Here is a 15,381-nt window from a genome sequence, read left to right as displayed (position 1 = left end):
GTACATGCGGGTGTAGTTCAATGGTAGAACACCAGCCTTCCAAGCTGGATACGTGGGTTCGATTCCCATCACCCGCTCTTTTTTATTTTACAGTTCACTGATCATATGCATTCAGAAAATGTTCATGCTGGCATGAGGAATGTTCTGGATGCATAATGCTGAAGAGAGCGCCTTTTTATGAGCAAGGATTGTAGCGTAGCTGCGGGAAAGCCAGAATGAGCGCTTTGCGAATGGCGCGAGTGAACTGTATTTTTGCTTTGTGGGGGAAATCAATATGAATAACGGACAGAAAGTTTCAGTAGATGCTGCGTTGGCACAGAGTTTTAAGAAGCTTGCCTGTGAGCAGCCGGTGGAAAAGATTACGATCAAGCAGATCACAGATGGGGCAGGAGTGATCCGCCCGACGTTTTATCACCATTTCAGTGATAAGTATGGATTGCTGGAGTGGATTCTGGTGCAAGATATTCTGCTGCCGATTCAGCCGTTGGTGGAAAATGGAATGATCAACGAGGCAATGCAGATTATTTTTTCCAAGATGCAAAAGGAAAAAGAGTTTTATATGTGCGTGGGCCGGATGGAAGGACAGAATTCTTTCCGGGAGATGGTAGAGATTGGAATTCGTTCACTTCTCACCGGTATGATCGAAGAGAAGATGAAGGGTAAGGTGCCGAAGAACCAGTGGCTGACACCAGAGCGGATCGCGGCGTATTATTCCCAGACCATGACGTATATCATGATGACCTGGATCGAGAGTGGAATGGAGATTTCCCCGGAAGAACTGGTGGAGGTATATGGTTTTATGATCACGCGGTCGTTGGCGGATGTGCTCGCAGATATGTAGCAGAAGTAGCTGTTCAGAAACGAATGAAATACTACGAGAAGTTTTCTCACGCGCGTTCGACTTGAAATTATTCTTATACAAATCATATAAAAACGTACTTTATACATATACAAAAAAGTGAAAATGTATACGATAAACATACATATAGAACAATATGAATATGTCGCAGATACACGGAAAAGAGATTGGATATTCTATTATCCAATCTTTTTTTCTATTCTATTACAACGAACAGCCGCCATTTCATGGGGTGTTGACCCAATTGTAAAATATAGAATAGAAAGAGATGAGAAAAGATGCTGAAATTTGGAAAAGGCGTAGTCAAGTCCCGGATCATTATATTTATTGCAGCTATTGTGTTGTTGATCCCGTCAGTGCTTGGCTATCTGCACACAAGAGTAAATTATGATATTCTTTCCTATTTACCGGAGGATATCGAGACGATGAAAGGCCAGGATATTCTGGTGGACGAATTTGGAACGGGAGCATTTTCCACATTTGTAGTGGATGGCATGTCGAATAAAGATGCCAGTGCACTGAAAGCAAAAATTGAGGATGTGGATCATGTAAAGGCAGTTCTCTGGTATGACAGTGTAGCAGACATCAGTATTCCAACAGATATGCTGCCGGAGAAAATGCAGAAAGTATTTTTGAGTGATGAAGGTACGCTGATGTTTATTTTGTATGACACCACGATGTCAGCGGACGAGACCATGGAAGCGGTGGAACAGATCAGAGCCATTTCCAATGAACAGTGCTTTTTAAGCGGAATGTCGGCGGTTGTTACCGATATCAGAGACCTGTCCGACAAGGAAGTTCCGGTTTATGTACTTCTGGCAGTTATTTTATCTCTGGTGGTATTGTCGCTGACCATGGATTCTTTCCTGATTCCAATTTTCTTCCTTATGAGTATTGGTATGGCAATCATATATAACCTTGGAACGAATGTGTTTATGGGAGAAATTTCCTATGTGACCAAGGCGTTGAGCGCGGTATTGCAGCTTGGTGTAACCATGGATTACTCGATTTTCCTGTGGCACAGTTACGAAAATCAGAAAAAAATATTTACAGACGATCACAAAAATGCTATGGCGCATGCCATTGCCCAGACAATTACTTCTGTTGTGGGAAGTTCCATTACGACAGTGGCCGGATTTATCGCCCTGTGTTTCATGAGTTTTACGCTGGGTATGGACCTCGGAATCGTTATGGCAAAAGGTGTGGTATTCGGTGTGATCGGATGTGTCACAATTTTACCATCCATGATCCTGATTTTTGACAAACCACTGGAAAAAGCAAGACACAAAGCCATTTTACCGGATATTGGAAAGCTGTCCGGCTTTGTGACAAAACGTTTCCCAATCTTTCTGCTGATTTTTGCAGTGCTTCTGGTTCCGGCAATTTACGGGCAGAAAAATGCGGAAGTTTACTATGATCTTGCGGGTACACTGCCGGAAGATCTGCAGAGTTTTATGGCAAATGAGAAACTGAATGAAGAGTTTGATATGAATTCCACCCATATTTTGCTGGCAGACAGCCATATGAAAGCAAAGGATGCGGAGGAAATGTTAGAGCGCATTGATCATGTGGATGGTGTCAAGGCGGCCATTGGAATTGACAGCATTATTGGACCGTCTGTCCCGAAGGATATGATCCCGCAGTCAGTTCGGGAGATCATCGAAGATGACAAATACCAGATGATTCTGATCAGTTCCGAGTATAAGACTGCTTCTGATAAAGTAAACGCACAGATTGATGAAATCAACAATATCGTGGCAGATTACGATGATAACGGTATGCTGATCGGTGAAGCACCATGTACCAAGGATCTGATCACGATTACAAATACAGACTTTAAGGTTGTCAGCGCAATCTCCATTGTGGCAATTTTTGTCATTATCGCTCTGGTGTTCCGATCTCTGGTATTGCCGGTCATTCTGGTAGCAGTCATAGAGTTTGCAATTTTTGTAAATATGTCGATTCCATTCTACACGCACACCTCGATCCCGTTTATTGCATCTATTGTAATTGGAACGATCCAGCTGGGAGCAACAGTTGATTATGCGATTTTGATGACAAATAATTACAAGAGTTCCCGGGCTGCAGGAATGGAAAAAAAGGATGCGGTACAGCGAGCTGTGGCAGCTTCCGCACAGTCCATCGTAGTCAGCGCACTGAGTTTCTTTGCATCTACGTTTGGTGTAGGTATCTATTCAAATATCGACATGATTAGTTCACTGTGTATTTTGATGGCGCGGGGTGCCCTGATCAGTATGGTAGTTGTAATTTTTGTGCTGCCGGCCATGTATATGGTATTTGACAAAGTAATATGTGCAACAAGTGCAGGTTTTGGAACAAAGAAGAAGGAGAGAAAAGCAAATGAAATTTTCAAAAGTAAAACAGTTTCTTAAATCAAAAAAAGTAATTCGTACCGGTGCCTGCGTGTTGGCTGCAGTTATTGTGACCGGTGGTATGGGTGCTTATCATGTCTATGGACAGAAAACAGCTTCCGCACAGGAGACGACGAAAGAGGCAGAATCTGATACAGATAAAAACAGCGAAGATACCGAAAATATTTTAACGCAGGTGCTGAAAACACAGACGGATGTACAGTCTGAGGATGCTGCGAAAAAAGAAGAGACCGTGTATGTAGTAGCTGATCCGGACGGAACGCCGAATGAGGTGATCGTCAGTGACTGGCTTAAAAATTTTGATGGCGCAGATACGATTGAGGATGTCAGCAATCTGAGAGATATTGAAAATGTAAAAGGCGATGAGACTTTTACACAGGGAGCGGATGGAAAACTGACCTGGCAGGCAGATGGAAATGACATATATTATCAGGGAAAAACCGATAAAGAACTTCCGATTGATATGAAAATGACTTACTATCTGGATGGCGAGGAGATCGCACCGGAAGACCTGGCCGGAAAGAGCGGAAAAGTGACAATCCGCGTGGATTACACAAATAAAGAAAAAACAGAAGACGGTGTCTATGTACCGTTTGCGGCTGTAACCGGTATGATGTTGAATAAAGATTTCACCAATGTGGAAGTAACAAACGGAAAAGTGGTCAGTGACGGAAATAATCAGGTCGTTGTGGGATTTGCATTCCCTGGATTATCAGAAAGTCTGGGTCTGGATAGTAAGGATCTGGAAGATGTCAATATTCCGGACTATGTGGAAATAACTGCAGATGTCAAAGATTTTACCCTGGATATGACCATGACTTTTGTTATGAGTGATATTTTACAGGAATTGAATATGGATCAGGACATTGATCTGTCTGGGATTGAAGATGCCATTGATTCCCTCAGTGATGCTTCCAAACAGCTGGTAGACGGCAGTAAAGCACTTGTTGACGGAAGCGGTACGTTGCTTGACGGAATCAAAGCATATACCACAGGTGTTTCCACATTAAAGAGCGGCATCCGTGCTTATACGGGTGGCGTAGCGCAGGTAAAAACGGGAGTGGATGCTTATACCGATGGTGTGGCTCAGGTTGCTGACGGCACAAAACAGCTGGCAGACAAATCCGGAGATCTCAAAGATGGCATTACACAGCTTGTCGGCGGAGCAATGCAGGTTCAGACCTATTTTGAGGGAGACAACGGTATTGTCAGCGGGGCAAAGAAAATTTCCGCTGGAATCGATCAGCTGGATGCCGCATTAAATGCAGGCGTGACAGAGGATGAGGCTGTGCAGGCAGAAAATACAGTAAACCAGATGTTTGCGAAAGACGGTGAGACCTATCAGGGCATCGCGCAGCAGGCGGCCGGTCAGTATAAAGCGGCTCTGACTGGAAGCGATGAACTTCAGGCAAAAGTGGAAAATGGTGTCAGCCAGGCCATGTATGGTGCATATGCAGCAGCATATAAGCAATTAAATTATGCGGATTATCAGGCCGCTGGAAAATTAGATTCGCTGGAGAGTGATGCAGCCGCATTTGCTTCTCAGATGACGACAGCTTCTGCTTCTTCCGTATCCAATGTATCAAGCAAGCTGATCAGCGGAATAGCTGACGGTACATCCGCTCAGATTGGTGGAATGGCGGCAGAAGCTGCAAAACAGGGCGCTGTGGCAGGTGCAAAGAGCGGAATCGCTTCCACCAAATCCGCGCTTGCGTCTGAGATTGAGAATGGCGGCCTGGTATCCGGAGCACAGACTTTAAGTGCCGGTGTTCAGAAGTTATACAGTGAAGGCATTCAGCCGCTGGCTGTTGGTATGCAGAGTTTAAATAACAGCGTTCCGGAACTTATGAAAGGTATCCAGACGTTAAATAACGGAGCAGTTACATTGAATAACAACAGTGCAGCACTGAAATCCGGTGTCGATACTTTAAACAGCAAAGGCAGCGCATTAAATGCCGGTGTGGACACACTGAATGCAAACAGTGGAACCTTAAACGCTGGTGCTGCAAAACTGAAAGATGGTGCAAAGACACTCAGCGATGGTATGATTCAGTTTGACGAAGAGGGCATTCAAAAACTGAGTGATGCATATCATGGAGATGTGGAAGAATTACTGGATCGTGTGGATCTGGTGCTGGATGCCGGGGAGAATTATCATACATTTTCCGGACTGAAAGAAGATATGAGTGGAAGTGTGAAGTTTGTGATTCGGACGGAGGCTATTGAAAAATAATTCTTGTTTAGGGTGATTTGGAACAAGCAGAAACGAACTCCAACAAGAACCTGAAAAATTTTCTGTTACCACTGCGTCGCTTATCTCCGACCGCTCCCGCGAACTCGCCCGCAAAACCGGCGTGCTCAGACACACTCCCGCGGTCGGGCTAGACGCAGCGGTCACAACGAAAATTTTACAATGGTTCTTTCGTTGGAGTTCGTTTCTGCTTTGTTCCATTTACGCCGTGGCACCGCGTACCACGCATGCATATAAGCTAATGGCAAAATAACTGTTATGTTGCATGCGCAGATTTACACAGAGAAAAGAAAAAGCGAAAGGAATTGGCTATTTACGCCACCCTTGACCATATACAAAAGAACTGCTATACGTCGATTACCGACGGCGAGAAACTCAAAAACAGTTTCATTTTTCCGTCGTTGACAACAGTGTAGCAGTTCTTTTTGTATATGGTCAAGGGAACCGCGTTGCGGTGGCTTTGGTCTTACCTCTGGTTCAAAATCTAAAAACAGTTTAAAAAACCGTATGGTACAGATTTATAATTACTTTGCGTTTATCCTTAGTTGCAAAAGTGTTCCGTATAAAAATTATTTAAATAATCGCAGACCTCTGTCAGCCCATCATTAGTAAATGGATAGCTGACGGAGGTTTTCTGTTCATCTGGTGTGGTATCAAAATTATACGGTCCCGGCCACACGGTCACCTGCAGTACGGTGTCTCCTTCTTCCGGTGCATATTTTTCAATACGGTAATGCATGCTCTTGTAGCTGCCATGAAAGCGTTCTTTTTTATAGAAGTTAATATTAAAAATATCTGTTCTTGCAATCATGAGAATCGTCCTTTCAAAAAACTACTCTTATTTTAGCTTCTGCAGGGAAAATGTGCAAGGGAGCAGATAAGCTGGAAATAAGATTTTTGTAAGAAAATCGTAAGCTTTTGGACAGATTATATAAAAATATCTCTAATATAGATGTGTTTTACTAAAGAAGAGAGAAAATACAACACAGTAAGACACGAAGAAGATGTATGCACAGGGTAACTTTGTATACATCGACATAGGGAGATAGATGAAATATGAAAAAAAGGATGAGCATAAAACAGCAAAAGAGACGGCGCAGAGCCAGAAGAAGAAAAACGTTTCTGGCAATTGTTCTGGTGATTCTGGCAGTTGTAGTATGTGGAAAAAACGGAATGATCGATCGTGTCAGGGCATCCTTCGGTGTGATTTCTAGCTCAGAACTTCAGGTGGAAGGTTATCCGGACAGTTTGATTCGTTTGTATGAGAAAAATCCGGAGGCAAGAGAATTTGTTCTGGATTATAAAAAACATATAAATGATGACGGGAGCGATGAAAATATTGATATTTCCGGAGATATGGCGGATGGAAAAATACCGCTTTTTATTCAGTGGGACGAGCGTTGGGGCTATAAAACCTATGGCGATGATTTCCTGGCAGTGACCGGTTGCGGACCGACCGCACTTTCTATGGTCTGCGTAGGCTTGACCGGAAATTTGAACATGAATCCTTACGCGGTAGCAAAAATGGCGCAGGCGGATGGCTACTATGTCAATGGCAGCGGTTCTTCCTGGGATATGATGACAGGACTTGCCGATAATCTTGGTCTGTATGCAAATGAACTGGGATTGGATGCGGATACGATTCGCAGTAAACTGAGGGACGGTCATCCAATCATCTGCATTATGGGACCGGGCGATTTTACCACAACCGGACATTTTATCGTGCTGACTGGGGTGACATCTAATGGAGATGTTACGATAAATGATCCGAACAGTCGTAAAAACAGTGATAAAAGCTGGAATCTGGAAGAAATTACGTCACAGATGAAAAATTTGTGGGTATATAGTAAGGCACAATAAGATCAGGGGTGATTTCTTCTATCGCAAAAGTGGATTGTGAATGTCCACTTTACATGTAAGGAATGCAGTTATAAGACCTTTGAAATGAGGTTTTGTAGCTGCTTTTTTTCTTTCCTTTTTTTCGGGTTTGTGGTATCGTATGAAATGCTTAAGATGTGAAAATGATAAGAAAAAGTAATGACAGATACAAGATAGAGAAAAGAGAGATGGAGCATTTCAGATGAAAATTTTATTGACGGCAATCAATGCGAAATACATTCATTCAAATCTGGCCGTTTATTCCCTGCAGGCCTACGCTGAGGCACACGGACATAAGATAGATCGGGCGGAATATACAATTAACAATCAGCTGGACGATATTCTGGAAAAAATATATCGTCAGAAGCCGGATGTACTGCTTTTTTCCTGCTATATATGGAACGTGGAGTATGTCAGGGAACTGGCGGCCGAGTTTCACAAACTGCGCCCGGAAGTGCCAATCTGGGTTGGTGGACCGGAGGCATCTTTTGAAACGGAGCGTTTCCTGAAGGAAAATCCTGCCATCACAGGAATTATGATGGGTGAGGGTGAGCGGACACTGACAGAGTTGTGCACTTATTTTGAACAATACAAACAAGAGACACAACTTTTGACAGAGAACAGTGAAAATGTGCAGAAAGGGACGGAAGTTGCAGAGGCTGAACACGAGAAAAAGTCAGGCTCTTTAGCAGAACGAAATGAGGAACTGTTGGGGAAAATTGACGGTATTTCTTATCGCAGAGCGGACGGAACTGTGAAAATCCAACCGTTGCGCAGCCTGCTTCCCATGGATGAACTGCCGTTTTGCTATGCAAATCTGAAAGATTTTGAACATCGGATCATTTATTATGAATCTAGCCGTGGTTGTCCGTTTAACTGCAGTTATTGTCTGTCTTCCGTGGACAAAAAACTGCGTTTCCGTAGTCTGCCGCTTGTATACAAAGAATTGCAGTTTTTTATTGACGCAAAAGTACCACAGGTAAAATTTGTGGATCGTACGTTTAATTGTCAGCATGAACATGCCATGGAAATTTGGAAGTATATCAAGGAACACGATAACGGAATCACGAATTTCCATTTTGAAATTTCCGCGGATCTGCTCAGAGAGGATGAACTGGAGCTGATCTCTGATATGCGTCCGGGGCTGATCCAGCTGGAAATTGGTGTACAGTCCACAAACGACGTGACGATTCGTGAAATTCACCGTACCATGTGTCTGGAAAAAGTGTATCATGCAGTGAACCGGGTAAAAGCGGGGGGAAATATTCATCAGCATCTGGATCTGATCGCGGGACTGCCATTTGAGGATTATCAGAGATTTCAGCAGTCCTTTAACGATATTTATGCACTGCATACACAGCAGCTTCAATTGGGCTTTTTAAAAGTGCTGAAAGGCTCTTATATGTATGAACACGCTGCGGAGTACGGTCTGGTTTATCGTACAAAACCACCATATGAGGTACTGGCGAGCAAATGGGTTTCCTATGATGAGATGTTGGAGATCCGTCTGGTGGAAGAAATGCTGGAGCTTCATTATAACAGTGGTCAGTTTCTGACATATCTGGGTGTTTTAGAGAAACAGTATGACAGCGCATTTCAGATGTTTCTGGATATGGGACACTATTATAGAAGTAACGGGTATCTGGACTGTAATCACAATCGCGTCCGCCGGACGGAAATTGTGCTGGATTTTGCGGTGTCTGTGGATCCGGAGCGGAGAGAGGCTTATCAGGAAGCGCTGATGTTTGACCTGTATAGAATTGAAAAATCAAAGAGCCGGCCGGCGTGGGCGCAGGACCTTGCACTGGAGAAGAAAAAAACATCCAGATATCTGCGAGCCCATGGAATGGAGAAAAAATACTGCCATCTGGAACATTTTTACTGGCTGGATGCGGAAGGAAAGTATCGTAAGGAAGGAGAACCGTTGTGGTTCTTATTTGACTATGAAACCAGAAATCCGCTGACAAATGAGGCGGCCATTACGGTGATCACAGATGCACAGATGGAAGGAGAGACGGCATGAAACCAATGACGGAACTGATCGCAGTTGATCTGGAAATGACCGGGCTGCAGGTGAAAACAGACCGGATTCTGGAAATTGGTGCAGTGCGGCTGTACCGGGGAGAAATCCTGGATACCTTTCAGACTTTTGTAAATCCGCATCGAAAGATTGATGACCGGATTACGGAGCTGACCGGAATCACATCAGAGATGGTGGTGGATGCGCCAGAGGCGGAAGAAGCGCTGCAGAAATTTCTGGAGTTTGCAGGAGATGCACCGTTGCTGGGACACAATGTGATCTTTGACTATGGATTTTTGAAACAATGCGCGGTCAATCACGGGATTCCCTGGGATCAGAAAGCCATTGACACGTTAAAAATTGCCCGGAAAGTTTTGAAAGAGCCGGAGAAAAAGTCATTAGAAGTGCTGTGTGATTATTTTCAGATTCATAGAGATCATGCACACCGTGCTGTGGACGATGCCCGGGCAACGGCGGAACTGTTTTTATTGCTACAGGAAGCGTATCAGGAGAAGGAGCCAGGACTTTTTGTGCCGAAACCGCTGAATTACAAAGTGAAAAAGCAGGGACCACTGACTCCGGCGCAAAAAAGAGACTTGAATCATTTGCTGATTTATCATAGAATAGAATCTGATATCGAAATTGACAGTCTGACAAAGAGCGAAGCATCGCGTATGATTGACAAAATTTATGCGAAGTATGGAAGAATTCCGAGACAGGAGGGCTCAGAACATGTATAAAAAATCAAAGAAAAAAAGAGTGCTGGCCTCAATTGTTGTGATCATTGTACTTGTGGCCATGGTGGTAACAGGAATATTATCCGCACTGTTAATATAGAAAGGTGAACATAGAATGAAAAAATGGATCAGAGTATTACCGGTGCTTGGTGCGGCAGTACTGCTGGCAGCAGGAGTCGGTCATCAGACTGCTCAGGCGAAAAAGAGTGAAAATTCTGTCATCGCTGATCGTATTTTTATCGGTGACGTGGCAGTGGGCGGAATGACAAAAGAAGAAGCAATCGATGCTGTTCAGGATTATGTGGATGGTCTGGCGGAACAGACCGTTTCATTGACGATCAATGACGTGTCCGTGGAAGCGACAGCAGAAGATCTGGGCGTGACATGGGGAAATCAGGAGAGTGTAGATGAAGCCGTTGCATACGGAAAAAGCGGAAACCTGATCGCCCGTTATAAAGCAGGCAAAGATCTGGAGCATGAGGATAAAGTGTTCCATCTGCCGCTGGCTGTTGATTCTGAGAAAACAACCGCATATCTGGAAGAACATGCATCTGAGCTGAACCGAGATGCAGTGGATTTCGGACTAACAAGAGAAAACGGCTCCTTTCAGGTGATCGATGGTCAGGATGGTATCGTTGTCGATGTGGCAAAATCTGTGGAGGCGATCGACGAAAGCCTGCAGGATGGCTGGAAAGAGAACAATACCGTGGAACTGACAGCTGAGATCAGCAAGCCGAAAGGATCCCGTGAAGAACTGGAAAAAGTAAAGGATGTACTTGGTACATTTACCACGAATTATGCATCTTCCGCATCCGGCAGAAAGGCAAATATTGCCAACGGAAGCAAGAAAATCAACGGCAGCGTAATCTATCCGGGAGAAGAATTTTCTGTATACCATACGGTTTCTCCATTTAATGCGGAGAACGGCTATAAACTTGCAGGTGCCTATGAAAACGGAACAACTGTAGATGCTTACGGCGGCGGAATCTGTCAGGTATCTACTACCTTATATAATGCAGTGATACGGGCAGAACTGGAAGTGACAGAGCGTTCCGGACATTCCATGATCGTAAATTATGTGGATCCGTCTGCGGATGCAGCTATCGCAGGCGAATATAAGGATTTTAAATTTAAAAATAACACAGAAGCTCCGATTTATATCGAGAGTTATGCAAGTGGATCAAAGATCTCATTTACTATTTACGGACAGGAGACCAGAGCAGCAAACCGCAAGGTATCCTTTGTAAGTGAAACGCTGAGCACTACGGATCCGGGAGTAAAATTCCAGGAGTCCTCAGATGCGGTTGGAACTATTACAAAGACACAGAGTGCCCATACGGGAAAATCTGCCCGCTTATGGAAAGTTGTGACAGTAGATGGTGTAGAACAGAGCAGAGATATCTTTAACAAGACCACATATAAGGCTTCACCGGCAATTTATTCCGTAGGAGTTTCTTCTGCAAATGCAGAGGCAACAGCCGCTATGAAAGCTGCAATTGCGACACAGGATGAGGGAACCATCCGTGCAGCGGCAGCGCAGTGGAAAAATGCGGTACAGCAGCCGGAGACAACAGATACGAATGCTGATCAGACAACGGATCAGACGCAGCAGCCTGCAGATTCAGCGCAGCAGGGACAGACGCAGAATCAGACACAGCAGGGAACAGATACGGCTGCGCAGCAGGAGCAGTCTGTTGGACAATAAAATTCAAGTCGAACACAGGTGAGACTTAGTGCGTGATTCTGGTCAGTGTAAGCTGACATATTCTTCTCAGAATCACTACATATTCTCGCAGAGCGTTTATCTCAGTCGGAGGTTTAACGCAGACTGAGATAACATGACAAGGCTGTCCGATACGACAGCCTTTGTGTAAATAATGCACACTCGCATGAGAAGAAATTATTGCTTTACAAATAAGGGATAAATAATCAATATGAAACAGGGAAAAATAGCAGAGAGCGTTTTAAAACGTTCTATATTAAAACAATTGCATTTGAAACGTCCGGATGTATTACTGGCAGCGGGAGTCGGCGAGGACTGTGCGGCAATTTCCGTGGCAGAAGATGAAGTGATCGTGTTGTCTTCTGATCCAGTGATCTGGCGTGATTCACTGGATGGACGCTGTGCGGTGCATGCCAATCTGAACGATTTGGCGGCCGGAGGCGCCAAACCGGTGGGACTGATGCTTACTGCATTACTTCCACCTGAGGTGGAAGAGCCGGAAATGCGCAAAATGGTTCAGACCATTGCAAAAGAATGTGAACCATTACAGGTACAGGTTCTGGGCGGACATACGGAAGTGACAGATGAAGTGAACCGGCCGGTGGTTTCTATTGCGGCGGTGGGAAAAGCAAAGAAGGGAATGCTTTCCACCACGGCAGGAGCGAGACCGGGTGATGACATTGTTGTGACAAAGTGGATCGGCCTTGAGGCAACGGCGAAACTTGCCCGCAGCCGCAGGGAAATTTTGTTATCACGGTATCCACAGCATTTACTGGATGACGCAGAACGGTTCGAACAGTATTTTTCCATTATTCCGGAGGCCGCTACCGCCATGAAGTCTGGCGTGAGAGCCATGCATGACGTGACCACAGGTGGTATTTTCGGAGCTTTGTGGGAACTGGCGGAAGCTTCTGGCGTCGGACTTGACATCGAATTAAAGAAAATCCCAATTCGACAGGAAACAGTAGAAATCTGTGAATTTTTTGACCTCAATCCATACCAGATGGGATCCACCGGCAGCCTTTTGCTGGCGGCGGAGGACGGTAATCGTCTGGTGCTTGATCTGAAGCACCAGGGAATCCCGGCTGTTGTGGTTGGCAAGGCGACAGCGGACAATGACCGTGTTGTGATCAATGAAGAGGAACGCAGATTCCTGGAGCCGCCGCGAGCGGGAGAGCAGATATACTAGGTCTTTTGGGATAATTCCGTTGAATGCTGTATAATGTTGAGAAAAGTAAAGGAGAAACTGACAATGCGTGAAAAAATTTTAACTTTTATAGAAAAAAACAGTCGTATTGATATCAAAGAGCTGGCCATCATTCTCGGAGAGGATGAACTCAGTGTGGCAAATGAACTTGCTGCTATGGAAGCTGACCATATCATCTGTGGTTATCATACACTGATCAACTGGGACAAAACAGATATTGAAAAAGTAACCGCTCTGATTGAGGTAAGCGTTACCCCGCAGAGAGGACAGGGATTTGACAAGATCGCAGAGCGTATTTATAACTACCCGGAAGTAAACGCAGTATATCTGATCTCCGGAAGTTATGATTTGCTTGTAACTATCGAGGGACGTACACTGCGTGAAGCCGCACAGTTCGTATCAGACAAACTTTCACCACTTGAGTCCGTTCTGAGTACCAAGACGAACTTCATTCTGAAGAAGTACAAAGACCACGGAACGATTATGGCAGAAAAAGAAAAAGATGAAAGGATGCTGATGACACCATGAGAAACCCATTATCAAAAGTAATTACAGAAATTGAGCCATCCGGTATCCGTAAGTTTTTTGACATTGTAAGTGAAATGAAGGATGCAATTTCTCTTGGTGTTGGTGAGCCGGATTTTGACACACCATGGCATGTGCGTGATGAGGGTATCTATTCTCTGGAAAAAGGAAGAACGTTCTACACCTCAAATGCCGGTTTGAAAGAATTAAAAATTGAGATAGCAAATTTCCTGAATCGGAAATATGGTTTGGAATATGATTATAATCACGAGATTATGGTTACCGTCGGTGGAAGTGAGGCGATTGATATCGCAATGCGTGCAATGCTTGATCCGGGAGATGAAGTGTTGATTCCGCAGCCAAGTTATGTATCTTATCTGCCATGTGCAAAGCTGGCAGGTGGCGTGCCTGTGGTTATTGAGCTGAAAGCAGAAAACCAGTTTCGTCTGACAAGGGAAGAACTCGAAGCAGCTATTACCCCTAAGACGAAGATTCTGGTACTTCCGTTTCCGAATAATCCGACGGGTGCGGTAATGGAGCGAAGTGACCTGGAAGATCTGGTGGATCTGATCGTTGCAAATGATCTCTATGTTATCACAGACGAGATATATTCAGAACTGACTTATACCGAGGATGGCCATGTATCCATTGCTTCTATGCCTGGAATGAGAGACCGTACCATTTATATTAACGGTCTGTCAAAATCCCATGCAATGACAGGATGGCGTATCGGATATGCATGTGGTCCGCAGGTGATTTTACAGCAGATGCTGAAAATCCATCAGTTTGCCATCATGTGTGCACCGACTACCAGCCAGTATGCAGGGGTTTCTGCACTGAAAAATGGTGATGAAGATGTGGCACATATGCGTGACGAGTACAACGGCCGCCGTCGTTATCTGATACATCGTTTCAAAGAGATGGGACTTGAGTGTTTTGAACCATTTGGCGCTTTTTATGCATTCCCATGTATCAAAGAATTTGGCATGACTTCTGATGAATTTGCAACCAGATTTCTGCAGGAAGAGAAAGTAGCGGTCGTTCCAGGTACCGCATTTGGTGCCTGTGGTGAAGGCTTTTTGCGAATTTCCTATGCATATTCACTGGAAGCATTAAAAGAAGCATTAGACCGTATGGAGCGTTTTGTACAGAAGCTCCGTGAGGAGAAAAAGGAAGCGTAGATTATGGCTAAATTAAATATTGTTCTGTATGAGCCGGAGATTCCGGCAAATACTGGAAATATTGGGCGCACCTGTGTAGCTACAGGTACACGTCTGCATCTGATCGAGCCTCTTGGATTCCGTCTGAATGAAAAACAGATCAAGAGGGCAGGTATGGATTACTGGAAAGATCTGGATGTGACAACTTATGTGAATTATCAGGAGTTTCTGGAGAAAAATCCGGGAGCCAAGATTTATATGGCAACTACAAAGGGGCAGAATGTGTATACAGAAGTGTCATATGAAGAAGACTGCTATATTATGTTTGGAAAAGAAAGTGCAGGAATCCCGGAAGAGATTCTTGCGCATAACAAAGACAGATGCGTGCGGATTCCGATGTTGAGTGAAATCCGCTCCCTGAATCTGTCTAATTCGGTGGCCGTTGTGCTGTACGAAGCACTGCGCCAGAATGATTTTTCTCAGATGCAGCTGATGGGACATCTGACAAAATTTGACGACTATATTGAGTAAAAATCGCAACGAAGTGTAGAGTGCAGTGATTCTGAGAAGAATATGTCAGCTTACGCTGACCAGAATCACGCACCAAGTCTCACGTGCGTTCGACTTG

The 15,381-nt window shown here is 44.5% G+C and carries 12 protein-coding genes and 1 tRNA gene; 12 read left to right on the top strand and 1 reads right to left on the bottom strand.

Features of this window, described 5'->3' with window-relative positions; translation table 11 throughout:
• Positions 1-6 precede the first annotated feature (6 nt).
• The 4 genes from Q0I54_RS11350 to Q0I54_RS11335 all read left to right on the top strand — a co-directional run bounded on the left by Q0I54_RS11350 (position 7) and on the right by Q0I54_RS11335 (position 5,485).
• Positions 7-77: transfer RNA gene (locus Q0I54_RS11350), tRNA-Gly, on the top strand.
• A gap of 197 nt (positions 78-274) precedes the next feature.
• Positions 275-841 carry a TetR/AcrR family transcriptional regulator C-terminal domain-containing protein gene (locus Q0I54_RS11345; RefSeq protein WP_296118757.1) on the top strand — a complete coding sequence of 189 codons (567 nt, stop codon included), beginning with the start codon at positions 275-277 and terminating at the stop codon, positions 839-841.
• A gap of 296 nt (positions 842-1,137) precedes the next feature.
• Positions 1,138-3,252: an RND family transporter gene (locus Q0I54_RS11340; RefSeq protein WP_296118756.1), complete on the top strand. Its 2,115-nt coding sequence runs from the start codon at positions 1,138-1,140 to the stop codon at positions 3,250-3,252.
• Positions 3,221-5,485, top strand: coding sequence for a hypothetical protein (locus tag Q0I54_RS11335; protein WP_296118754.1), 2,265 nt, complete (start codon positions 3,221-3,223; stop codon positions 5,483-5,485). Before Q0I54_RS11340 ends, Q0I54_RS11335 begins: the two co-directional genes overlap by 32 nt.
• A 559-nt stretch (positions 5,486-6,044) precedes the next feature.
• On the opposite strand, the gene Q0I54_RS11330 is transcribed toward Q0I54_RS11335, so the two are convergent.
• Positions 6,045-6,314 (bottom strand): GNAT family acetyltransferase, encoded by a 270-nt coding sequence (locus tag Q0I54_RS11330; protein WP_296118753.1) that lies wholly within the window; start codon positions 6,312-6,314, stop codon positions 6,045-6,047.
• Between the two features lie 245 nt (positions 6,315-6,559).
• Here Q0I54_RS11330 and Q0I54_RS11325 point away from each other — a divergent pair, with 245 nt between their 5' ends.
• The 8 genes from Q0I54_RS11325 to trmL all read left to right on the top strand — a co-directional run bounded on the left by Q0I54_RS11325 (position 6,560) and on the right by trmL (position 15,284).
• Positions 6,560-7,363: a C39 family peptidase gene (locus tag Q0I54_RS11325; RefSeq protein ID WP_296118752.1), complete on the top strand. Its 804-nt coding sequence runs from the start codon at positions 6,560-6,562 to the stop codon at positions 7,361-7,363.
• Between the two features lie 220 nt (positions 7,364-7,583).
• Positions 7,584-9,404 (top strand): B12-binding domain-containing radical SAM protein, encoded by a 1,821-nt coding sequence (locus tag Q0I54_RS11320; RefSeq protein ID WP_296118751.1) that lies wholly within the window; start codon positions 7,584-7,586, stop codon positions 9,402-9,404.
• Positions 9,401-10,141 (top strand): PolC-type DNA polymerase III, encoded by a 741-nt coding sequence (locus Q0I54_RS11315; protein ID WP_296118749.1) that lies wholly within the window; start codon positions 9,401-9,403, stop codon positions 10,139-10,141. Before Q0I54_RS11320 ends, Q0I54_RS11315 begins: the two co-directional genes overlap by 4 nt.
• Positions 10,142-10,253: 112 nt before the next feature.
• The gene (locus tag Q0I54_RS11310) at positions 10,254-11,843 is read left to right on the top strand and encodes a VanW family protein (protein ID WP_296118748.1); all 1,590 of its coding nucleotides are present in this window, start codon (positions 10,254-10,256) and stop codon (positions 11,841-11,843) included.
• 229 nt (positions 11,844-12,072) lie between these two features.
• Positions 12,073-13,050, top strand: coding sequence for an AIR synthase family protein (locus Q0I54_RS11305; protein ID WP_296118747.1), 978 nt, complete (start codon positions 12,073-12,075; stop codon positions 13,048-13,050).
• Between the two features lie 63 nt (positions 13,051-13,113).
• Positions 13,114-13,596 carry an Lrp/AsnC family transcriptional regulator gene (locus tag Q0I54_RS11300; protein ID WP_278526192.1) on the top strand — a complete coding sequence of 161 codons (483 nt, stop codon included), beginning with the start codon at positions 13,114-13,116 and terminating at the stop codon, positions 13,594-13,596.
• Positions 13,593-14,774: a pyridoxal phosphate-dependent aminotransferase gene (locus Q0I54_RS11295; protein ID WP_296118745.1), complete on the top strand. Its 1,182-nt coding sequence runs from the start codon at positions 13,593-13,595 to the stop codon at positions 14,772-14,774. Before Q0I54_RS11300 ends, Q0I54_RS11295 begins: the two co-directional genes overlap by 4 nt.
• Before the next feature lie 3 nt (positions 14,775-14,777).
• Entirely contained in the window at positions 14,778-15,284 is a 507-nt protein-coding gene (gene trmL, locus Q0I54_RS11290; RefSeq protein ID WP_021738944.1) for a tRNA (uridine(34)/cytosine(34)/5-carboxymethylaminomethyluridine(34)-2'-O)-methyltransferase TrmL, read from the top strand.
• Positions 15,285-15,381: the final 97 nt, after the last annotated feature.

This window comes from uncultured Eubacterium sp. (assembly GCF_934295145.1).
Lineage (GTDB): Bacteria > Bacillota > Clostridia > Lachnospirales > Lachnospiraceae > Eubacterium_I.
The sequence above is the reverse complement of the archived record's forward strand: the minus strand, read 5'-3'. Positions and strand labels throughout refer to the sequence as shown.

What these genes read in the sequence shown, in the direction of transcription:
- Q0I54_RS11345 (WP_296118757.1), top strand. Translation starts at nt 275, where the DNA reads ATGAATAACGGACAGAAAGTTTCAGTAGATGCTGCGTTGGCACAGAGT.
- Q0I54_RS11340 (WP_296118756.1), top strand. Translation starts at nt 1,138, where the DNA reads ATGCTGAAATTTGGAAAAGGCGTAGTCAAGTCCCGGATCATTATATTT.
- Q0I54_RS11335 (WP_296118754.1), top strand. Translation starts at nt 3,221, where the DNA reads ATGAAATTTTCAAAAGTAAAACAGTTTCTTAAATCAAAAAAAGTAATT.
- Q0I54_RS11330 (WP_296118753.1), bottom strand. Translation starts at nt 6,314, where the DNA reads ATGATTGCAAGAACAGATATTTTTAATATTAACTTCTATAAAAAAGAA.
- Q0I54_RS11325 (WP_296118752.1), top strand. Translation starts at nt 6,560, where the DNA reads ATGAAAAAAAGGATGAGCATAAAACAGCAAAAGAGACGGCGCAGAGCC.
- Q0I54_RS11320 (WP_296118751.1), top strand. Translation starts at nt 7,584, where the DNA reads ATGAAAATTTTATTGACGGCAATCAATGCGAAATACATTCATTCAAAT.
- Q0I54_RS11315 (WP_296118749.1), top strand. Translation starts at nt 9,401, where the DNA reads ATGAAACCAATGACGGAACTGATCGCAGTTGATCTGGAAATGACCGGG.
- Q0I54_RS11310 (WP_296118748.1), top strand. Translation starts at nt 10,254, where the DNA reads ATGAAAAAATGGATCAGAGTATTACCGGTGCTTGGTGCGGCAGTACTG.
- Q0I54_RS11305 (WP_296118747.1), top strand. Translation starts at nt 12,073, where the DNA reads ATGAAACAGGGAAAAATAGCAGAGAGCGTTTTAAAACGTTCTATATTA.
- Q0I54_RS11300 (WP_278526192.1), top strand. Translation starts at nt 13,114, where the DNA reads ATGCGTGAAAAAATTTTAACTTTTATAGAAAAAAACAGTCGTATTGAT.
- Q0I54_RS11295 (WP_296118745.1), top strand. Translation starts at nt 13,593, where the DNA reads ATGAGAAACCCATTATCAAAAGTAATTACAGAAATTGAGCCATCCGGT.
- trmL (WP_021738944.1), top strand. Translation starts at nt 14,778, where the DNA reads ATGGCTAAATTAAATATTGTTCTGTATGAGCCGGAGATTCCGGCAAAT.